Raw genomic sequence first — 20444 nt, 5'->3', positions numbered from 1 at the left:
CGTCCTCAATAACGGTGCGAAATCGGTAGCTCTTCGGCGGGGAAAAGGCTAATCACCTGACAGCCGGTGTCGGTGACGACGACCTCTTCCTCGATGCGCGCTGCCGAATAGCCGTCGGAGGCCGGACAGTAGGTTTCGAGCGCGAAGACCATGCCGGTCTCGATCTCCATCGGATTGTCGAGGCTGACAGCGCGGCTGATGATCGGCCGTTCGTGCAACGCCAGACCGAGGCCATGACCAAACTGGAGGCCGAAAGCCGACAATTCGTCCGGGAAGCCGAATTCCTCCGCCTTCGGCCAGACCTTGGCGACGGTATCGGTCGTGACGCCAGGCTTGATGAGCTGGATCGCAGCATCCAGCCATTCGCGGCAGCGGACATAGGCATCGGTTTGCGACGGCGTGGCGCGGCCGACATTGAAGGTCCGGTAGTAGCAGGTGCGATATCCCTGATAGGATTGCAGGATATCGAAGAAGGCCTGGTCGCCGGGCCGGAAATAGCGGTCAGTGAAGTTGTGCGGGTGCGGGTTGCAGCGCTCGCCGGCGATGGCGTTGATCGCCTCCACGTCGTCGGAACCCATTTCGTAGAGCATCTTGTTGGACATCGCGACGATGTCGCTCTCGCGGATGCCCGGCCTGAGTTCCTGCCAGATCATGTGGTAGACGCCGTCGACCATCGAGGCGGCCTGGTTGAGCAGCTGTATCTCGTCGATGTTCTTGATCTCGCGGGCACCGAGCATGATCTGCTGGCCGTCGACAACCTTCACGCCAGCCTCCTGCAGTGCGAAGAACATCGCCGTCTCTGCATAGTCGATGCCGACCGGCATGTCGGCGACGCCGGCCTTCTTGAGAAGAGAATAAATTTCCTCGGCATACCGCTTCATCAGCCCGAAGGAGGGCGGGATGGTGCCGCGCATACCAACGACACCGGCACGCATGCGTTCGGGATCGAGCCAGTCGCAATATTCGCGGTGATGGACGGCGGCCGAACCAAAGTCCCAGACATAGGGCTCCTCGTCGCCGGCCAGCAATGCGAAGCGGCACATCTTGTCGCGCTCCCACTCACCGATTTTGGTGCCGGAGACATAGCGGATGTTGTTGACGTCGAAGAGCAGAAGCGCGCCGCAGTCCGACTTCTTCAGTGCGTCCTTGGCGCGACTGAGACGATAGCGGCGCAGCCGATCTTGATCGACACGGCGCTCGAAGTCGACCGCGGTATGGCCAAGAGCGGGAATATGCCGGTCCCAGCGCCAGTTTGGATCGATGTCGCCCGGCTGCAGGATGCGCGGATTGAGGGCTGTCGTGTTCATTATATGCCTCCGGTTGCACGCCCGGCGGGCGCGCTGTCATGTGATGGAAATCGTTTGAAGGGCGCGTCGGCTACTGGATGCACCAGCCGCCGTCGATATGGATCATCTGGCCGGTCATGTAGTCGCTCTCTGGGCTGGCCAGGAAAGCGGCAGTGCCCTTGATGTCGTCGGGATAGGAGACGCGCTTGATCTTCAATTCGTTGGCGACGATGTCCTCGTAGGCCTGGCCCTGGCGCTCCTTGAAGCCAATGTCGATGAGGTCCTTGTCGAGTTGTTCCCAGAGCGGTGTCACGACGACGCCCGGCGCATAGCCGTTGACCGTGATGTTGTGCTCGGCGAGCGCCACGGCGCCACAATGGGTCAGCGCCAGGCAGCCATATTTCGAGGTGCAATAGACGGTCACGTCGATCAGCGGCTTGCGCGAGGCGATGGAACCGACATTGATCAGCTTGTAGGGATAATCTTGGGAGCCTTGGGCGATCATCTGTTTCGCGGTCTCCTGCATACCCAGCCACATCGCCTTGGTGTTGACGTTCATGATGAGGTCCCAGTTGTCCTCGTCGATGTCCATGAAGAAGCGGGGCTTGTTCAGGCCCGCATTGAAGACGCCCACATTGATCATGCCAAATGCGTCGACGGTCGCGCTTACGGCCGCTGCGTTATCCTCGCGCTTGGTCACGTCCAACTTGACGGCGATCGCCTTGCCATTGCCGCGATTGTTGATCCGCTCGGCCGTCTCATTGGCGCCATCGAGATCGATGTCGCCAAGGCAGACATTTGCGCCCTGTTCAGCGAAATGTTCGGCATTGGTGGCGCCCATTCCGCGGGCAGCGCCCGTGATCAGGATATTCTTTCCCTTGAGCCTTTGCGGATCCATCTGTTCCTCCCGTTTAGAATTCTAGATTTTCATGGCTTCTTCGGCCCTTGCCTGGGCCTTCTTGAGCGCTTCGCGTGGTCCGATGATGCCGCGCAGCATGTCGTGCATCTCCTCGCCGCAAATCTTGATGATGTCGGAGATCTGCGGGATCGGCGGCCGCGGCCAGAACTGCAGTTCGTCCCGCCAGGACATGCCGTCGACCGCCTCGAATATCGGCGACAGCCGGCTGACCTCGGGATCGGCGCCGACGGAATATCGCGGCGCGGTACGGCTGCCGTTCTGGACATAGAGTTTCTGCGCTTCGGGTGAGGTGAAGGCGATCAGCGCCTCCGCGGCGTCGGCGCAGCGTTCCTCGGGTAGATTGGACGGTATGCCGAGCACATAGCCGCCGACGGGTGCAACCGGAGTACCTCTCGGACCCGCTGGATGCGGAAGATAGCCAGTCTGACCGTAAGCCGGCGATGACGGATCAAGCTCGAAGTAGGGCGCCAGAAGTGTGTAGCCGTAGGCCATGGCGATCTTGCCGGCCGCATAGGGGCGAACGCGCTCGTACCAGGACATCGACAATATGTCGGGCGGGGAGAACCGCGCCAGCGCCAGCAGATATTCGGCGGCCTCCAGCGCACCGTCGCTGTCGATCGTCGGATGCAGATCAGCGCGGTCGAGGTGGTCGGCATCATATCCACCGGCAATCTCCTCGAGATTGAGAAGGGGTTGGCCGAAATCGGCGCATGTCATCATGAACTGGTGGCCTAGCGCCGTGCCGCGCGCGGCGTTCCAGGCGATACCGTAGCGCCCCTGAGCCGGGTCATGGAACTTTTCGGCCGCGCGCAGCACCGCTTCGGTGGTCGTAGGCGGCTCGAAGCCGGCCTCGGCGAAGAGGTCGCGGCGGTAGAACAGGAGCTCCGGCGTGGTCTGGGCCGGAACGCCGTAGGGACGGCCCGCCCAATGCGCGGCGCGCCAACCCGCGGTGTGGAAATCGCCAGGATCGAGCCTGTCGACGTCCATGACGTCGTCGAGCGGCAGCAGTACGCCCTGGGTGGCGAATTCGCCGATCCAGGGTAAATCGACGGCGATAATATCATACCGGCTCGTCTTGCGCTGGGCGTTGCGCAGCGCTTCCTCGTGCAATCGGTCGATGGAGAAGGCGCGCTGGTGGATGGAAACGCCAATGACCTGTTCGAATTGGCGCTTGAGGGCATCCATGACCATGAAGGTCGGGTCGCCGTGAACGAGGATGCGCAATCCGCCAGGAAGCGACAGGGGCTCTGGCAGCACCTGCGGCGGCTGGATCGACTGGCCATAGATATAGGAGCCGCCGAAATAGTAGTCGCGCGTCTTGGTCTCGCGGACGTCGCCGCCGAAAGATTTGGCGGCAAGGCGCTTGATGCGTCCGCACATCTGCAGCCACTGCTCGATGAGTTCGGCGCTCGGATGCAACGTGAAGCTCTTGCCGGTCCGAGTGCGGGGGCGCTGCTCGATAATGCCGGCCTGCTGCATCTCGTTCAGCCGCCTCACGGCCGTGGCGTAGGGCACGCCGGCCGCGGCCGTCAACGATGACGGCGTCACCGGCTTGGCCTCGAGATGGTTGCGGATCAGACAGGTCGCCATCTTGTAATAGGGATCAGGCGTCGCGAGATCGAGCGCTGTTTCCACCTCTAGTTCGAAGTCTTCGAGAAAGTTCATGATCTCGAGGATTTCGTCGCGGGCGCGCATCGAAATCGGTGGGTCTTTCCTTTCCCTGCCTCCATTATTCGTGTTCGGGTTGCGCTGCCGCGTTACGGGCGCGGGAGCCACCGCTTCCGAATTGTCCAAGATGGATTTCGTCGTGGGGGTCATGGCAGCTCCTTCGTCCAAACTGTTCAAAATGAGAATGTTGCGATATGCGCATTCTATCCATTCTGGATTTCATTGTATCCAGAATGGACATAATTGATGGCGATCAGAAACGACGGAAGCCGCAAGTTCCTGCTACCCGCATTGCTGTCGGGAATTCGAAAAGCCGCTCGAACGGCGGCGACCGCAGCAAGGGGATCGAATTGGGAGGAAATGACGAAATGAAGATCGCCTACAAGTCACTTATCGCAGGCACGACGGCTCTTGCGGGCATGGCGTTTGCCGGCACCGCGATGGCTCAGGAGCCGATGACAATCGGCATCACGCAGAACAATGTCGGCGTCGACAGCTATCAGACCACCTATGAAAAGGCCTTCATCGAGGCCGCCGACGCAGATCCCTCGGTCGAGACCGTTGTCCTCGACGCCGGCGGCGACGTAGCGCGCCAAATCGCGCAGATTCAGGACCTCGTGCAGCAGCAGGTCGACGCCATCATCATCTGGCCGACCAACGGCAAGGCGGTGGTCCCGGCAGTGCGCGCTGCGGACAAGGCCGGTATTCCGGTCGTCATCACGAACTCCAATATTGCCGAGGAAGGCTTCGACTTCATCAAGTCCTTCTCCGGACCCGACAACATCACGCAGGGTTCCCGTTCGGCTGAAATCATGTGCGACAAGTTCAAGGACATGGGCATCGAGAACGAGGCCCAGATCGTCCAGATTTCCGGCCAGCCCGGCTACACGACCGCCATCGAACGCGCCAAGGGTTTCGAAGACCGGCTTCCCGAAGTGTGCCCGAATGTGACGCTTCTGGAAACCCAGCCTGGCGACTGGAACCGCGAGAAGTCGCAGCGCGTCATGGAGGCCTTCCTGGTCAAATATGACGATATCGACGGTGTCTATGCGGGCGACGACAATATGGGGGTCGGCGCGCTGAATGCCGCCAAGGCTGCCGGACGCGACGGCATCATCTTCGTCGGCGCGACAAACTTCGCCGTCGGCTACGAGGCGATGGCGCGGGGCGAATATTGGGGCTCGATCTACCAGTCGCCGGTCGATGACGCGAAGAACGCGCTGGCAACCGCCAAGGCGGTCGTCAACGGCGAGGACGTCCCGTTCCTCAACTACTTCGATACGCCGAAAATCACCCAGGACAACATGGACCAGTTCACCAAGCCGGTGTTCTGATCTTCTCCCGGAGGGACGCGGGGCCACGGAGGCCCCGCGTCCATTTGCGTCTCTGAATTCGTGGGAGGATAGCCATGGGTCGCGTGTCTGGCCGTTCATGCATTGTCACGGGTGCCGCCCGGGGCATCGGCCGCGCCATCGGGGAAGCGCTGCTCGACGAGGGTGCCGATGTGTGTTTCGCCGACATAGACGGTGATACCGCAGAAATGGCCGCCCGCGAAAACGAGGAACGCGCCGACCGCAATGGCGGTAAGGTCGCTTGGGCCAAGGTCGACGTGACGGAGCGGGAACAGGTCCAAGAGATGATCGAGATCGCTGTTTCCGCCTTCGGAAAGCTCGACGTGAAATTCAACAATGCCGGCATCAACAAGCCGATGAACCTGCTCGATGTAACAGAAGACAACTGGAACACGATCATGAAGGTCAACGGGCTTGGTGTGCTGATCGGCATGCAGGAAGCGGCAAAGCAGATGATCCGGCAGGGGACCGGCGGAAAGATCGTCAACACCGCCTCGATCGCCAGCCGGCAAGGCTTCGACAATGTCGCACCCTACTGCGCGTCGAAATGGGCGGTCGTGTCGCTGACGCAGTCGGGCGCTCGCGACCTGGCGAAGCACAAGATTACCGTCACGGGATTCGCGCCGGGCGTGGTGGCTACTGAAATGTGGAGCCAGCTCGATCGGGACCTTATGGAAATTGGCGCATCAGAGCGCGAAGGGCAGGCGATCGCAGAGTTCTCTGCGGATATCCTGCGCGGCAGGGTTGCCACACCCGACGACATCACGGGAACGACCACGTTCCTGGCGTCGAAGGAAAGCGACTACATGACCGGACAGGTCGTCATGATAGATGGTGGCATGGTTCTGGTTTGACGAAATCGGCGGGCCCGCCGAAACGCTGAAACGCGAGTCGCTTCGCGAATGGGCCAGGGAGGAACTGGAATGACGGGGTTCGTTGAAAGAGTCCGGCAAGGCGAAGCAAAAGGGCTGATCGCCAGGAACGGCATCTTCATCGCTTTCATCGCGTTCATGATTGCCTTCGGAATTGGGTCGGACAAGTTCCTGTCCTTCAACAACCTGGAGAGCGTAGTCCGTTCATCGGCAATGATCGGCGTGATGGCCCTCGGTGTCACCATCGTCGTCATTTCCGGCAATCTCGACCTGTCGGTTGGGTCTATGCTCTCATTTGGTACAGTCATGGTCGTTGACCTGCATGACAAGATCGGTCCGGGGCCGGCAATTCTGGTCATGATGGTCTGCGTGTTGCTGCTCGGCGCGGTGAACGGCTTCCTGATCGGCTTCGTTCGTCTGAACTCGCTGATCGTTACGCTTGGCATGCTCTCGGCGATCCAGGGGCTGACCCTGATCTATTCCGGCGGCAAGAATGTCGATGTCAACCCGAGCACTCAGGACACGACTTGGTTTCGCGTCTTCGGTCGTGGCGAGGTGGCCGGTATCGACATGCCAATCATCATATTCTTCGTGCTGGCGATCATTATCGGTTTCGTCATCGCGTTCACGCCGTATGGCCGACGCGTTTACGCGGTCGGCGGCAACCCGACCGCAGCGGTGTTTTCCGGGATTCGACGAAACCGCGTCGTCTTTTCGACTTATCTCATCTCTGCCTTCTGCGTCGGCATCGCGGCCATCATTCTCGGCAGCCGCGTGATGGGATCGCAGAACAATGTCGGCCAGGGCTACGAACTGCTGGTGCTCGCCTCTGTCATCCTTGGAGGAACGTCGCTCCTCGGCGGGTCCGGCAGCATCCTTAAAACAGTAATCGGCGTGCTGATTCTGGGATTCATCCAGAACGGCCTGCTGCTTCTCGGTTATCCCTATTTCGCCCAGTGGATCGTCACTTGGGTCGTCATCATTCTTGCGGTCTGGCTCGATGTCGCGGCGAAGCGCGGTCGGCTGCTGTCGCCGATCGCCTGAAGTGGAGGAAGATATGTCGCAAACATCCGTGGAAAGTACGCCGGTACAGGCGTCGGGCGGCATGAAGGCCAATTTGGGCTGGCTCGTCCGGCATCCGATCTGGGCCTTCGTGGTGATGATCTTCATCTTCTTCTCGCTGATGACCGACAATTTCTTCTCGCTCGGCAATTTCGAGAACATCCTCGTCCAGACCTCGACGCTCGGGCTCATCGCGCTCGGCATGACGATCGTGATGATCAACGGCAATATCGACCTGTCCGTCGGCGCTGTCGTCGCATTGGCGGCAAGTCTCACTGTCGACATCATGGGCTGGCCGATGTTCGAGAGCTGGGGCAACTGGCAGATCCTGCCGGCGGTGCTGGCCGGGCTCGCATCGGGAGTCTTGCTTGGCGCGCTGAACGGGTTGATCGTCTGGAAGACAGGCGTCGACGCCTTCATCGTCACGCTCGGGGCGATGCTCGGCGTGCGCGGGCTCGTCTTCGTCTATACTGGCGAGCAGTCCTTCTTCGCGCTGAATTTCGCCTATTCCGATTTCGGGGCCAGCCGCTTCCTCGGCCTGCCGACTCTGGCTTGGGTGTTTCTGATCTTCACCGTTCTGATGCATGTCCTGCTGTCGCGAACGGTGCACGGCTCAAACACCTACGCCGTCGGCGACAATCGCGAAGCGGCGGTCAATGCCGGCATCCGAGTCGGGCCGCACATGATGATCAACTTCATGATCGTCGGGTTCTTCGCGGCGCTGGCGGGGCTAACCTTGTCGACGCAGATGGGCGCGTCCACGCCCAATCTCGGACGCGACTACGAATTGTGGGTGATCACGGCGACGGTGCTGGGCGGGACCAAGCTGACGGGCGGCGCCGGAAACATCATCGGGACGTTTGGCGGCGTGCTTGCTATCGGCATCCTGCGCAACGGCATGAACCTGATGCAGGTCCCGGCATTCTACGTGCTCGTGACCCTCGGCGTGATCCTGATCGCCGTACTGTTCCTCGACAAGCAATTGAATCGCAAGGGCGGTGAGGAGTTGCGGATATGAGTGAAGCTCAACCGGTTCTGCGCCTGGAAGGCATCGTCAAGACGTTCCCCGGTGTGCGTGCGCTCGACGGCGTCGATTTCAGCGTGTTCCCCGGCGAGGTGCACGCGCTGATGGGAGAGAACGGCGCCGGCAAGTCGACCCTGATGAAGGTGCTCGCCGGCATGTATCAGCCCAATGAAGGGCGGATCATGATCGACGGCAAGCCGGTCGTCATGCGCAATCCGATCGAGGCAAAGCAAAACGGCGTCATTCTGATCCACCAAGAACTGTCGCTGGCGGAACAGATGACAGTCGCCGAGAACGTCTTTCTTGGCGAATTGCCTCGCACGAGCTGGGGTTTCGTCGACTGGAAAGTGCTCGAAGAGCGCGTCGGCGCCATCCTCACCAAACTAAATTGCGATTTCGGGCCGCGCACGAATGTCGGCACGTTGTCGATCGCCAAGAAGCAGATGGTCGAAATCGCCCGCGCCCTGACCCACCAGGCGAAGGTCGTCGTTTTTGACGAACCAACCGCTTCTCTGACTGACGCCGAGAAAGTGGTTCTTTTCGATATCATCAACGACCTGAAATCCGATGGCGTCAGCATCGTCTATATCTCTCACCGCATGGAGGAGATCTTCACGATTTCCGATCGCATCACGGTGCTTCGCGACGGATCCTACCGCGGTACGCTTGTCGCGACCGACACCACCGAGGACGAGGTGACCCAGTTGATGATCGGTCGCAGTCTCGATTATTCGCGCAATGTCGAGAAAGGCGAAATTGGCGATATCACCCTCGAGGTCAGCGGCCTGTCCTGCGGAAAACTCTATCAAGATGTAAGCTTTTCACTGCGCGCCGGAGAGGTCGTCGGCTTCTATGGCCTTGTCGGGGCAGGGCGGACGGAGATTGCCGAAACCCTTTTTGGTCTGCGTGAACCGTCGGGCGGTACGATCCGGCTCGGCGGCGAGGATGTCACAATCGGCTCACCGGCCGAGGCGATCGCGCAAGGCATTTCGCTGGTGCCCGAAAGACGCAAAGAGCAGGGCCTCGTGCTGGGCATGAACTGCCGCGACAACATTACGCTGCCGCAGGTCGATGACATGACAGCCGGACCGTTCGTCTCAAACGGAGCGGAGATCGCTATCTACGACATGTATCGTGACCGGCTCGACATCAAGGCGCCAAGCTGGCGCAGCGAAGTCGGCAATCTCTCCGGCGGCAACCAGCAGAAGATCGTCATCGGAAAGTGGCTCGCAATGAAGCCGCGCGTGCTGATCGTCGACGAGCCGACGCGCGGTATCGATGTCGGCTCGAAGGCCGAGATCCACAACCTCATTCGCGAACTGGCCCATTCCGGATATGCGGTCATCGTAATCTCCTCGGAGATGCCTGAAATTCTGCGCGTCTCCGACCGTGTGATCGCCATGTATCAGGGCCGGATCATGCGGGAGTTCACGGCGGATGAAGTCAACGAGGACAATCTCGTCCAGGCGATATCCGGCATCGGAAACGGCAAGGCGGCGTGATGCAGGTCGGATTTGCGGGGCTTGGGCGCATGGGGGCGCCGATGGCTGGAAATCTCGTGCGCGCGGTCATCGCGTAACCGTGTGGAAGCGTTCGCCAGAAAAGGCCCGTGCCTTCGCGGATGCGATCCGGGAGGTTCGCATAACCGAGCAGACTTATTACCGGTGGCGCAGACAGTATGGCGGCATGGGAACCGACCAACTGAAAGAGCTGAAGCGCCTGCAGAAGGAGAACAAATCGTCTGCGGAAAGCTGTTTCGGATGTAACGTTGGACAAGCTGGTCTTGGCCGATGCTGCAAGGGAAAACTTCTAAGCCCTTCTCGTCGCCGTGCCTGCATCAATCATGTGAGCGAGCAGATGAAGGTGTCGTAGCGTCGCATCTGCCGCATTCTGGGCCAGCATCGTTCCACGCAGCGACGACAGCCGCGCGGAGGTGCCGATGAGGAGCGCCTCGTCGCGGACGTGATCGAGTTGGCTCGCGACTATGGTCGTTACGGCTAGCCGCGCGGTCAAGGATCAAGGATCCAATTTCGGTTATGGGCAGCCTGCAACACGCACAAATGAGAAATGACTGAAATCGGCACAAAGCTGCCGTGCTGGTGCGATAATTCGATGCCGGACCCCTGGAAGCGGTCGTGACCGCGAGGCCGGTGCTATTCGATTTATGAGTACACAGCCTAGTCCCAGCCGTTGCGGCGCACCGCATCCGTGTGCTCCCCGAGCTTCGGCGAGGGGCGGTCGGAAACGGGTCCAGGCGCGCCGGCGAAAGACACCGGAGTGCGTAGCCCCGGAACGCCGCCCGGCGCGATCTGCATGCCGCGATGGACGATCTGCGGGTCGGCGAGGACATCTGCGACCGTGTTGATCGGTCCGGCCGGAACGACGGCCTGTTCCAGCGCGGCGAGCAGGTCGTCGCGCGACCAGGCGCTGGTCCTGTCCGCCAGCAAGGCCGTCAATGCGTCCCGGTTTTCGATGCGCGCGGCATTGGTGGCGTAACGCGGATTATCGGCGATCCCGTCGAGACCGAGCACCTCGCAAAGCCGGCCGAACTGGGCATTGTTGCCGACGGCGATGATCAGCCAGCCATCCGCGGTCGCGAAAGTCTGGTAAGGCGTGATGTTCGGATGGGCGTTGCCCAGACGATGTGGCACGACACCGGAGGCAAGATAGTTCATCGCCTGGTTGGCGAGAACGCCGGTCATGCAGTCGAGCAGTGCCATGTCGACATGCTTGCCCCGGCCGGTTCGTACGCGCTCCGCGAGCGCCGCCTGAATGGCAATGACGCTGTAGAGCCCGGTGAAGATATCGGCGAAGGCGACCCCGATCTTTTGCGGTTCCCCCGCCGGATCGCCTGTCAGGTCCATGATGCCGCTCATGCCCTGGATCAGGAAGTCATATCCTGCGCGCGCCGCATATGGCCCGTCCTGTCCGAAGCCGGTGACCGAGCAATAGACGAGGCGCGGATTGATGGCCGACAGCGTTTCGTAGTCGAGGCCGAATTTCACGAGACCGCCGACCTTGAAATTCTCGACCACGACATCGGCGTCCTTTGCCAGCCGGCGCACGAAATCGAGATCCTCCGGATCGCGGAAATCGGCTGTCACCGAGCGTTTGCCGCGATTGCAGGCGTGGAAATAGGCCGCGGAGCGGTCGCCGTCGCGCTCGATGAAGGGCGGACCCCACTGGCGCGTATCGTCGCCCTCCGGGCTCTCCACCTTGATGATGTCGGCGCCGAGATCGGCAAGCGTCTGGCCGACCCACGGACCGGCGAGAATGCGGGCGAGTTCGAGAACACGCAGTCCTTCAAGTGGCCTGTCGCTCATCGTGAAAATGCCTGAAACCCGTTGTGGGGGCCGATTGTTTGGGGATTTCGCGCAAGCCGCATGATTTGCTGTTGCTCCTCGGTCGTTTGCCGCAAACCATGTCGCGCGCCGGGCGCGCGATGTCCAGCGTCTTGCCGTAATTGTTGCGCGCCAGCGTCACGATCTGGCATGCCTTACAGACCCGGCCCAACTTCGGGGCGGACCACGACGACGGGGATACAGTGCCTGAACGTGAAATCGAATTGTCGGACCTTGCGAAGACGCTGGTTGCGCGCGGCGACAAGGGGCGACTTGTCGTCGCGCTTGCGGGCGCGCCGGGTGCCGGCAAGTCGACACTCGCGGAAAAGCTTGTCGATCTGATTGCGGAGGACGCGCCGGGCCTGGCAGCGATCCTTCCCATGGACGGCTATCATTTCGACAACATGCTGCTCGAAAAACTTGGCAGGCAAGCACGCAAGGGCGCACCCGACACGTTCGACGTGGCCGGATTTCGCCACATGCTGCAGCGTTTGCGCTCCGACGAGGAGGACGCGGTCGCCGTTCCGGTATTCGATCGGGATATCGAGATTGCGCGCGCAGGCGCGCGGCTCATACCCCGGCAGGCCCGGATCATCGTCGCCGAGGGAAACTACCTGCTTCTTGGCGACGCGCCCTGGTCGGACCTCTCGCCTTTGTTCGATGTCACCATTCGCATCGATGTCAGCGAGGAGACCTTGCGCGAGCGGCTGAAAGCCAGATGGCGCGGATACGGGATGAGCCCGGCGGACATTCGCGGCAAGCTGGAAGAAAACGATCTGCCGAACGGGCGGCTCGTGCTGGCTCGCAGCCGTCCGGCCGATTTTGTCGTCAAAAGCTGAGTGCGAAAAAGGTCGCCGGTAGTGACGTGGCGGCACGATTCCAATCGGGTGCGAAACGCTCTAGCGTCGGGAATGAAACGAACCCGAACGCCGATGACGCGCGGCCAGGAGGAAGGACGATGGACGACAAACTTCTGCAATTGCTCAGAACGGTCAACACCCCGACGGTCTGCAACGCAATCGAGACCGCCCAGGGAAAACGCGGCTTTTCCGGCTATTCGCGTGTGACGCCGGTGGCGGCAGTGCCGGACGCTCCGCCCATCGTCGGCTACGCCTGTACCGGGAAGATCGCGAGCAAGTTTCCAACAGTCGAGTCGCCCGAATCCGAGCGCGAAAGACGGCTGGGCTATTTCCGCCATGTAGGGGCCGCGCGGGCATTGTCGGTCGCGGTCGTCGAGGACATCGACTACCCAGAATGCGCCGGGGCCTTCTGGGGCAAGACAAATGCCGCCATCCACAAGGGCCTCGGCATCATGGGCGTGCTGACCAACGGCATGGTTCGCGACCTCGATGCGTTGCCGGAAGAATTTCCGATTATCGCGGGCTCGATCGGACCGAGCCACGGCTTTGCCCATGTCACCGGGTTCGGCATGCCCGTCACCGTATTCGGACTGTCGATCCGGCAGGGCGACCTGATCCACGCGGATCGCCACGGCGCGGTCGTGATCCCGGAGGATGTCGTCGATCGGCTGGCGGACGCGATAAGCAGCCTGCGCGGGATCGAGAAGGATCTCCTTGATATGACACGCAGACCGGATTTCGACGCGAAGATGATCGAGGACGCGTGGTCCCGCTTCGAGCACGCCCAAAGCTGACACAGGCGTGAGGCTGCGTTGCCTGTATCGCTTGGCATCTGCGCAAAAAGCAGCGAAATGTAATGGTTATGATTTCGTTATTGAGGATTTGAAAATGTCTGGAATTCATCTGAATATATTGTAGCGAATACTATGACTAGAGTTTCTTGTAGTTTGTTTTAACTCTTTCTTAATCGGTTGGCCCCCTAAGATGCTTGACGGCATGAAGCCGGAAAATAGTGAGCCAGGTCGATTATGAGAATCATTTCTGGAGATTGGCGCATTGACGCCGAGGTATCGTTGCGCGTGTCTGTAACCGGGGCCGTGACGGCGCTGGTCTTACCGGTCTCGACATTCGCCTACGAAGACATTCACGTACGAAAGATCCTGCGGGTCTTTCACCTGAACGACGAAAACCAGGAAGAAGTCGGATCGACGCTGGACTGGGGATTGGACGCGGCCGTCATACTCGGCCCGCTCGAAAGCATCGCCTCGACATTCGGCAGCGGAGATCCCGGCGATGCGCTTGTCGTGTTGCTGCTCGAGGACGGACGCAAGGCGCTTATCGCAGGGGCTGCCGAGAAACTCGCGCCGATACTTGAACTGTCGAAAGCATGCGAGGCGATTGGCGAAGAGCTGGATTGCGCCGTGTTCGACGATCGATCCTCGGTACCGCCGGTTTTCGGCGACCTCCTGTCGGATGACGACGTTTCACGGCTTCCGGACAGCCCGTTTGGCGATGTTCTGTCCGTCGCATCGGCGCCGCGCCCGCCAGCAATGGTGCGCTTCGGACGCAGGGATTCCTGATCGGCGAAGCCGCCCTTTCAATCCGAAAATCTGAATTCGGCGAAAAGTCGCTTGCAAATGGTGATTTGCAGGCGTTTTTTGCGCGCAGATTTGTGGATGTGCGACCAAGATTATTGAAAATAGCTCCAATTGCCGGTAAACATCCTGCATGGATGAGATTGACAAGGCAATATTACAGCTGGTGCAGCGCGATAACCGCCTTTCGAGCAACGAGATCGGGCGGCGGGTCGGTCTGTCCGTTTCGGCGGTCAACGAGCGTGTTCGGCGGTTGAACGCATCCGGCACAGTGACGGCGAACCGCGCCATCGTCGATCCCGATGCACTGGATCTGAAGCTGTGCGCCTTCCTCTTCGTCGATATCGATATGCGGTCCGACGAGCAGGGGTTTATCGACGGTGTGCAGGCCTGCCCGGAGGTCCTGGAATCGCATCATGTGGCGGGCAGCCATTCCTATCTCCTGAAATTGCGGTTGCGCGACACGTCGGACCTGCAGCGCTTTCTCTCGACAAAGCTCAAACGCCTGCCGGGCGTCAGCCGCACGGAGTCGGTCATCGTGCTGGAGACCCACAAGGAAACGACGGTCCTCGGCGCGGACTGGGAGGACTGAAGCGGCGATGCTGGAGGTTCTGAGCGTCTTTGCCGGCGGCCTCGCGATCGGCTTCGCGGTCGCGGCTCCTGTCGGTCCGATCGGTCTGCTGTGCATTCGCCAGACCCTGGCGCGCGGCCCGCTGGTCGGGATCGCGACAGGCCTCGGGGCTGCAACCGCGGACATGGTCTACGGGTTCGTCGCGGTTTTCGGGGTCGGCCTGATCACGGCGGCCTTGGTCGAATCCGCCGACATCCTCAAGATCGCGGGCGGCGCGACGCTCGTCTATCTCGGCTTGTCGGCGCTGCGCCCGTTCGTGCGGTCGAGGCGGCAGGAGCCCGGCGCGGCCAGGAGGCTGACAGTTTCGGGCGGATCGGCCGTTGCGGGTTTCGGTACGACATTCCTCCTGACTTTGGCGAACCCCATGACCATCATCGCCTTTACGGCGATCGTCGCGAGCCTTTCGGACACGGAGCGCGCCGCCGGTATCGGACATGGCCTGACGGTCGTGGCCGGTGTCTTCTCCGGATCCGTCGCGTGGTGGCTGTTCCTGGTCGGCACCGTGTCGATCATCCACAAGGCACTACCGCCCGACCTGCTTCGCTGGATCGACCTTGCATCCGGCCTCGTCGTGCTGGGTTTCGGGCTGGTCGCCATCCTCAGCGGCACGGGCGTGCTGTGACCGCTCAGGCCCGGAGATCCTCGCGCGCCTGACGGAATATTTTGGCGAGTTCGGAGAATTCCTCCGCCCTTGCGGATGTTTTCCGCCACGCAAGCACGATGCTGCGCGGGCAGGCGCCGACCAGTGGCGCAAGTGCCAGCCGATTGCCGTGCGTCACGCCCGCATCGATCGCCAGTTGCGGCAGGAGCGTGATACCGAGGCCTTCCGCAACCATGGAGACCAGCGTCACGAGGCTGGTCGCCGCGAATGTGTCGTCCTGTGTCGCATGCGAATCCGGAAAGGCGGACAAGGCATGCCGCTGCAGGCAATGACCCTTTTCGAGCAGAAGAAGCTTTTCGCCGGCGAGATCGCGGCCGGCGACGGATTTTCTGTCCGCCAGCCGATGGCCGAGCGGCGTGGCGAGTTGGTAGTTGTCGTCGAAGAGATCGACCGTCTCCAGTCCTTCCACGGGAAAGGGCAGGGCGATCAGGATCGCGTCCAGCCGCCCGGCCTTCAGCCCGGCATCGAGCGACTCGGTCAATTCCTCGCGAAAATAGAAGCGCAGATCGGGGTAGGTCTCGCGCAGGCGCGGCATCACCTTGGGCATGAGGAACGGTCCGACTGTCGGAATGGCGCCAAGCCGCAAGTCGCCACGAAACGGCCCGGCATGGCGCTTCGCCGAATCGACCAGGTCGGTGGCGTCGGCGAGGAGCTGCCTTGCGCGCGCGGCGATCTCGATACCGACTGGCGTCAGCAGCACCGAACGCTTGGAGCGCTCCGCGAGCGATACGCCGAGAATCGCTTCCAACTCCTTGATTCCGTTGGAGAGCGTCGACTGCGTCACGTGGCAGCGATCCGCCGCGTGGCCGAAATGCAGTTCGTCGGCAAGCGCGACGAGGAAGCGCAGTTGTTGCAGGCTTGGCAGCATGATCTGGACATTCAGAAAATCGATTATTGTAAGGAAAATAATTCGTTTCAAAAATATTACAAGGCTCGCCATATTCGCCTTGCAGACAACGCAAGTTGAAGGAAAAACGACAATGACCGACACAATCGAACTGAAAGGCCCACGCCTCAACGAGCCCGCTCCGGACTTCAAGGCGCTGACCACCGACGGCGAGAAGACGCTCGCGGACTACAAGGGAAAATGGCTGATCCTGTTTTCGCATCCGGCTGATTTCACGCCGGTCTGCACGACGGAGTTCATCGCTTTCGCCAAGCGTCAGGACGACTTCAAGGCGAAAGGTGTCGAGCTTCTCGGACTGTCCATCGACAGCCACTATTCGCACATTGCATGGGTGCTCTCGATCAAGGAGAAGTTCGGCGTCGAGATCGGATTTCCGATCATCGCGGACCTGAACATGAAGGTCGCCAATGCCTATGGCATGATCCAGCCGGGCGCATCCGACACGGCGGCTGTGCGCGCGACTTTCATCATCGACCCGAACGGCGTCCTGCGCGCCATGGTCTACTACCCGATGAACGCCGGGCGCTCCGTCGACGAGATCTATCGTCTCGTGGAAGCTCTGCAGACCGCCGACGCGAACAAGTGCGCGATGCCTGAGAACTGGAAGCCCGGCGATCCGGTGATCGTTCCCACACCGGGAACCGTCGCAGCCGCCGAGGCGCGCGCCTCCGAAGGCTATGACACGAAGGACTGGTACTTCTCGACCAGGACGCTTTGAGCATTGCTGCATCCAAAGTCCGAACCGCTTCGGCGGTTCGGGCGTTTGCCGTCATACAGACAGAGGAGAAACCAGATGAGCGCATCACCAATCGTGAAGGGGTTCTGGGACGAACAGACCGGAAGCTGGCAGTATGTTTTCCACGATCCGGACACCATGCAGGGCGCCATTGTCGATCCCGTGCTGGATTTCGACCCGATGGCGGCCTCGACCGGCACGACGAATGCCGACGAAATCCTGCGCTATGTGCGGAACGCCGGAATCGAGATTGTCTGGATCCTGGACACCCACCCCCACGCGGACCATTTCTCCGCCGGGCCCTACCTGAAGGAAAAGCTCGGTGCTCCGACGGCGATCGGCGAGAAGGTCGTCAATGTGCAGAGACTGTGGAAGGACATCTACAACCTGCCCGATGACTTCCCGACCGACGGCAGCCAATGGGACCGCCTGTTCGCCGATGGCGAGGAATTTGCGGTGGGCGAGGTGTCGGTGCGCGTCATGTTTTCGCCGGGACACACAATGGCCTCGATCACCTATGTCGCGGGCGATTCCGCCTTCGTGCACGACACGTTGATGATGCCGGATAGCGGCACCAGCCGGGCGGATTTCCCGGGCGGCGACTCGCACGAGCTTTACAGGAGCCTGCAGGCCATCCTGGCCCTGCCGGACGATACGCGGCTGTTCGTCGGTCACGACTACCGGCCGAATGGCCGGGATGCGCAATGTGAGGCAACCGTCGCCGAGCACAAGGCCGCCAATATTCATCTGAAAGGCGGCGCCAGCGAAGCCGACTATGTAGAGACCCGCGACAAGCGTGACGCCTCGCTGCCGCTGCCCAAGCTGATGCTGGCAGCACTGCAGGTGAACATCAGGGGCGGCCGTCTTCCGGAAGCGGAGAACAACGGTCAGTCCTATTTAAAAATTCCGCTCAATCGGTTCGCGTAGAACCGTCCTGCGGCCCCCATCAATACCTGAAAGGAGAAGCCGTCATGGCACACAAGGAAACCTTGAAAAATCTGCAGATCGCGCTCGGCATGGAGTTGAGCGCCGCACACCAGTACCAGTTGCACGCCCATGTGCTCGACGACTGGGGAATCGATCGCCTGGCGAACAAGATGCGCGAGGAAATGGCAGAGGAACTCGGCCATTCAGACGCCTATATCGAGCGCATCATGTTCCTGAAGGGCGATCCGGAACTGCGGTTCGCAAAGCCCCCGGCCCGGGCCCAGTCGCTGGTCGACATGTTCGAGGCCGACCTCGCCGACGAGAAGGAAGCCATCGAATTCTACACCGCCGCGGCCAGGCAGGCTTCTGAAGACGGCGATGTCGGATCGCGGGTCCTGTTCGAGAAGATCGTTCTCGACGAGGAGGGCCACATGTCCTGGCTGGAACTCCAGCTCGATCTTATCGCCCGGATGGGCGAACCCGCCTATGTCGCCAAGCACATGTCGGCGCCGGGGGAACATGACGAGGGCTGACGCTCCCGAAATGCCATCTTCGAAACGCAAAAAGCCCGGGGTGATCGCCCCGGGCTTTTCGGTTTCTGTGGGAAGGCTTCAGGTCAGGCGCTGCGCCGGCCGGACAGCAGGCTCGGAACGACATAGGCGAGAATGGTCAGTCCGATCGCGCCGGCGGAGCCGATCAGGATCAGGACGATCACGTCGATCGGTCCTCCAATGTCCGTGAAGCCGGAATTCGTCCAGAACTGCACGAACAGAATGGCGGCGAGCGCGCCGACCGGCGCCCACAATTCCGCGCGCAGGAAGCGCCGGCTTTCTAGCTTGTGGTCACGCACGATCAGGTAGAGGAAGGCCAGAAGGATCGCGGCCGCGGCGGCGACCATTCCCCAGAACAGCCCGGCGCCGAAGATCTCCTCGAACACCGCGATGAACATGCCGATGGAAACGTCTTTCATGATGGTTCTCCCTTATGCCCGGCCACGCAGCATGGCGTTGTAGGTTGGCTTGAGAGCGATCTCCTTCATCAGCCAGGAGATCCACAATTCCTCCAGGGGCGCGATGATGCCCGGGAAGGACGGGGTGAGATTGTTCTTGTAATCGAACTCGATCAGCATCGCCTTGCCGACCTGGGTGATCAGCGGGCAGGACGTGTAGCCGTTATAGGTCTCGCTCGATTCCCTGCCTTCGATCTGGGCGACGAGCTGGTCGACGGCGACAGGCACCTGCCATTTGACGCTGGCCGCCGTCTTGCCCTTCGGCACGCCCGCCGCGTCGCCGACAGCGAAGACCTCGGGAAAGCGGCGGTGGCGCATCGTGTATTGATCGACCTCGACCCAGCCCTGGTCGGTCCATTTGTCGGTCCAGGGCAGGGGGCTGTTGCGGATCACGTCGGGCGAGCGCATCGGCGGAATGACATTGGTGAAGTCGAATCCGATCTCCTTGTCGCCGTCCGGCGTCGCGAAGGTGGCGATCTTGCGGCCGGGGTCGATGGCCTTCATCACGTGGTCGTAGACCGTGTTGAAGCCGCGATCCTCGTAGAGCATCCGCACCTTCTCGTTGACGATCGGCACGCCGAACAGTGTCTTGTTGTGGGCGGCGTAGATGATCTCGGTCTTGCCGCGCGTGCCTTTCTTGCGGGCGTAGTCGTCGGTGAGGAAGGTGTATTTCAGCGGGGCGCCGGCGCATTTCATCTCGGTTCCCGGGCGCGTGAACAGGCCAACGCCCCCGGTCTCGGTGAAACGGTCCATCTCGGCCCAGGTCTTCGCCGCATAGTCCGGTCCCGCATAGACGGAACCGATGCCGTTCTTGCCGATCAGGTCGAGCGACATGCCCTCGATGGCCTCGAAGTCGAGCTTGATGCCGGTCGCGACGACCAGATAGTCGTAATCGACGGTCTTGCCGCCTGTCGTGACGATCTTCTTTGCCACCGGGTCGATTTCCGCGGCGGCTTCCTCGATCCAGTTGATATCCGAGGGCAGCCAGTCGCCGGTACCGGAAACCGAATAATTTGCCGGCTTGAGGCCGGCGGCAATCAGAGTGAACCCGGGCTGGTAGAGATGCTGCTTGCGGGCATCCACGATGGTGATCTTCGCGCCGTCGAGGCGATCCGCGAGGCGGTTGGCCGCGGCCGTGCCGGCGGCGCCGGCACCCAGGATGACGATACGCGCATTGCTCTTGACCTTGGCGGCGCGCGCCGGCGTGCTTGTGACCACGGCTGCCGCTCCGGCGGCGGACAGGCCGAGAAATTGTCTTCGGTTGGCCAGCATGGAAAATGCCTCCCTAATCGTTGCGAAATGAAAGCGTCGCCTTTTATAGACGTATGCTTATATTCGTATACGTAAATGTAAGGAGGTGACCGAGGAATGGGTCAAAAAGACGCATCTGTGGTGCATCTAAAAACCGGAGCGCCGACCCGTGGCGCCCCGGATGTTCGGGCGTCGGCCCGCCCGCCTATTCGGCGGGCGGATCGTCGCTCGTCAGCAGGCGGTCTTCCTGCAGTTCCAGCCACATCGCGTTGACCACTGCGAAAAGGGCGGCGACGGGCAGGCCGAGAAGCCAGGCGAAATACCACATGGTTGGTGTCTCCTT

Annotated in this window: 22 protein-coding genes and 1 pseudogene; 15 read left to right on the top strand and 8 right to left on the bottom strand. The window is 61.1% G+C overall.

The genetic code is table 11. The features are described 5' to 3' along the window. Nucleotides 1-5 precede the first annotated feature (5 nt). The 3 genes from ACQK2M_RS21155 to ACQK2M_RS21145 all read right to left on the bottom strand — a co-directional run bounded on the left by ACQK2M_RS21155 (nucleotide 6) and on the right by ACQK2M_RS21145 (nucleotide 4023). Nucleotides 6-1307 carry a M24 family metallopeptidase gene (locus tag ACQK2M_RS21155; RefSeq protein ID WP_425419436.1) on the bottom strand — a complete coding sequence of 434 codons (1302 nt, stop codon included), beginning with the start codon at nucleotides 1305-1307 and terminating at the stop codon, nucleotides 6-8. 70 nt (nucleotides 1308-1377) lie between these two features. Then, complete coding sequence (locus ACQK2M_RS21150) at nucleotides 1378-2184, bottom strand: SDR family NAD(P)-dependent oxidoreductase (RefSeq protein ID WP_425419435.1); 807 nt, start codon at nucleotides 2182-2184, stop codon at nucleotides 1378-1380. Between the two features lie 21 nt (nucleotides 2185-2205). Next, complete coding sequence (locus tag ACQK2M_RS21145; RefSeq protein ID WP_425419434.1) at nucleotides 2206-4023, bottom strand: extracellular solute-binding protein; 1818 nt, start codon at nucleotides 4021-4023, stop codon at nucleotides 2206-2208. Nucleotides 4024-4241: 218 nt separating this feature from the next. Between ACQK2M_RS21145 and ACQK2M_RS21140 the strand changes: the two genes are divergently transcribed. From ACQK2M_RS21140 to ACQK2M_RS21110, 7 genes and pseudogenes are all read left to right on the top strand, one after another. Continuing rightward, nucleotides 4242-5207 (top strand): sugar ABC transporter substrate-binding protein, encoded by a 966-nt coding sequence (locus ACQK2M_RS21140; RefSeq protein WP_223476192.1) that lies wholly within the window; start codon nucleotides 4242-4244, stop codon nucleotides 5205-5207. Between the two features lie 74 nt (nucleotides 5208-5281). Further along, a complete protein-coding gene (locus ACQK2M_RS21135) occupies nucleotides 5282-6079 on the top strand; it encodes an SDR family oxidoreductase (RefSeq protein ID WP_425419433.1) in 798 nt (265 codons plus the stop codon). A gap of 69 nt (nucleotides 6080-6148) precedes the next feature. Continuing rightward, on the top strand, nucleotides 6149-7141 hold the full coding sequence (locus ACQK2M_RS21130) for an ABC transporter permease (protein WP_425419432.1): 993 nt from the start codon (nucleotides 6149-6151) through the stop codon (nucleotides 7139-7141). A gap of 13 nt (nucleotides 7142-7154) precedes the next feature. After that, nucleotides 7155-8177, top strand: coding sequence for an ABC transporter permease (locus tag ACQK2M_RS21125; protein WP_223476189.1), 1023 nt, complete (start codon nucleotides 7155-7157; stop codon nucleotides 8175-8177). Next, a complete protein-coding gene (locus ACQK2M_RS21120) occupies nucleotides 8174-9685 on the top strand; it encodes a sugar ABC transporter ATP-binding protein (RefSeq protein WP_425419431.1) in 1512 nt (503 codons plus the stop codon). The genes ACQK2M_RS21125 and ACQK2M_RS21120 overlap by 4 nt, the downstream gene beginning before the upstream one ends. After that, nucleotides 9685-9762: an NAD(P)-binding domain-containing protein gene (locus ACQK2M_RS21115; RefSeq protein WP_425420105.1), complete on the top strand. Its 78-nt coding sequence runs from the start codon at nucleotides 9685-9687 to the stop codon at nucleotides 9760-9762. The genes ACQK2M_RS21120 and ACQK2M_RS21115 overlap by 1 nt, the downstream gene beginning before the upstream one ends. A 23-nt stretch (nucleotides 9763-9785) precedes the next feature. Further along, a pseudogene (locus ACQK2M_RS21110) lies at nucleotides 9786-10181 on the top strand (transposase); the annotation flags it as partial. A gap of 179 nt (nucleotides 10182-10360) precedes the next feature. Here ACQK2M_RS21110 and ACQK2M_RS21105 read toward each other — a convergent pair. Beyond that, on the bottom strand, nucleotides 10361-11506 hold the full coding sequence (locus ACQK2M_RS21105; RefSeq protein ID WP_425419430.1) for a CaiB/BaiF CoA transferase family protein: 1146 nt from the start codon (nucleotides 11504-11506) through the stop codon (nucleotides 10361-10363). A gap of 221 nt (nucleotides 11507-11727) precedes the next feature. Between ACQK2M_RS21105 and ACQK2M_RS21100 the strand changes: the two genes are divergently transcribed. The 5 genes from ACQK2M_RS21100 (at nucleotide 11728) to ACQK2M_RS21080 (ending at nucleotide 15232) form a co-directional block, all read left to right on the top strand. Continuing rightward, nucleotides 11728-12363 carry a nucleoside triphosphate hydrolase gene (locus ACQK2M_RS21100; protein ID WP_425419429.1) on the top strand — a complete coding sequence of 212 codons (636 nt, stop codon included), beginning with the start codon at nucleotides 11728-11730 and terminating at the stop codon, nucleotides 12361-12363. Nucleotides 12364-12482: 119 nt separating this feature from the next. Continuing rightward, a complete protein-coding gene (locus tag ACQK2M_RS21095; protein WP_425419428.1) occupies nucleotides 12483-13178 on the top strand; it encodes an RraA family protein in 696 nt (231 codons plus the stop codon). Between the two features lie 285 nt (nucleotides 13179-13463). Further along, the gene (locus ACQK2M_RS21090) at nucleotides 13464-13964 is read left to right on the top strand and encodes a hypothetical protein (RefSeq protein ID WP_425419427.1); all 501 of its coding nucleotides are present in this window, start codon (nucleotides 13464-13466) and stop codon (nucleotides 13962-13964) included. A 148-nt stretch (nucleotides 13965-14112) separates the two neighbouring features. After that, nucleotides 14113-14571 (top strand): Lrp/AsnC family transcriptional regulator, encoded by a 459-nt coding sequence (locus ACQK2M_RS21085; RefSeq protein ID WP_425419426.1) that lies wholly within the window; start codon nucleotides 14113-14115, stop codon nucleotides 14569-14571. Nucleotides 14572-14578: 7 nt separating this feature from the next. After that, a complete protein-coding gene (locus ACQK2M_RS21080; protein WP_425419425.1) occupies nucleotides 14579-15232 on the top strand; it encodes a LysE family translocator in 654 nt (217 codons plus the stop codon). Between the two features lie 4 nt (nucleotides 15233-15236). On the opposite strand, the gene ACQK2M_RS21075 is transcribed toward ACQK2M_RS21080, so the two are convergent. Further along, a complete protein-coding gene (locus tag ACQK2M_RS21075; protein ID WP_425419424.1) occupies nucleotides 15237-16139 on the bottom strand; it encodes a hydrogen peroxide-inducible genes activator in 903 nt (300 codons plus the stop codon). Nucleotides 16140-16251: 112 nt separating this feature from the next. Here ACQK2M_RS21075 and ACQK2M_RS21070 point away from each other — a divergent pair, with 112 nt between their 5' ends. The 3 genes from ACQK2M_RS21070 to ACQK2M_RS21060 all read left to right on the top strand — a co-directional run bounded on the left by ACQK2M_RS21070 (nucleotide 16252) and on the right by ACQK2M_RS21060 (nucleotide 18374). Continuing rightward, nucleotides 16252-16896, top strand: a complete 645-nt coding sequence (locus ACQK2M_RS21070) for a peroxiredoxin (RefSeq protein WP_223476181.1) — start codon at nucleotides 16252-16254, stop codon at nucleotides 16894-16896. 75 nt (nucleotides 16897-16971) lie between these two features. Continuing rightward, nucleotides 16972-17841 (top strand): MBL fold metallo-hydrolase, encoded by an 870-nt coding sequence (locus ACQK2M_RS21065; RefSeq protein ID WP_425419423.1) that lies wholly within the window; start codon nucleotides 16972-16974, stop codon nucleotides 17839-17841. A gap of 44 nt (nucleotides 17842-17885) precedes the next feature. Continuing rightward, nucleotides 17886-18374, top strand: coding sequence for a bacterioferritin (locus tag ACQK2M_RS21060; RefSeq protein ID WP_425419422.1), 489 nt, complete (start codon nucleotides 17886-17888; stop codon nucleotides 18372-18374). 83 nt (nucleotides 18375-18457) lie between these two features. Here ACQK2M_RS21060 and ACQK2M_RS21055 read toward each other — a convergent pair whose 3' ends face one another. From ACQK2M_RS21055 to cydX, 3 genes are all read right to left on the bottom strand, one after another. Further along, nucleotides 18458-18811 (bottom strand): DUF5368 domain-containing protein, encoded by a 354-nt coding sequence (locus ACQK2M_RS21055; protein ID WP_223476178.1) that lies wholly within the window; start codon nucleotides 18809-18811, stop codon nucleotides 18458-18460. Between the two features lie 12 nt (nucleotides 18812-18823). Next, on the bottom strand, nucleotides 18824-20122 hold the full coding sequence (locus ACQK2M_RS21050) for an NAD(P)/FAD-dependent oxidoreductase (RefSeq protein WP_425419421.1): 1299 nt from the start codon (nucleotides 20120-20122) through the stop codon (nucleotides 18824-18826). A gap of 184 nt (nucleotides 20123-20306) precedes the next feature. Beyond that, entirely contained in the window at nucleotides 20307-20429 is a 123-nt protein-coding gene (cydX, locus tag ACQK2M_RS21045) for a cytochrome bd-I oxidase subunit CydX (RefSeq protein WP_223476176.1), read from the bottom strand. Nucleotides 20430-20444 lie beyond the last annotated feature (15 nt).

Origin of the sequence: Oricola indica (genome assembly GCF_965227485.1) — a bacterium.
Lineage (GTDB): Bacteria > Pseudomonadota > Alphaproteobacteria > Rhizobiales > Rhizobiaceae > Oricola > Oricola indica.
The sequence above is the reverse complement of the archived record's forward strand: the minus strand, read 5'-3'. Positions and strand labels throughout refer to the sequence as shown.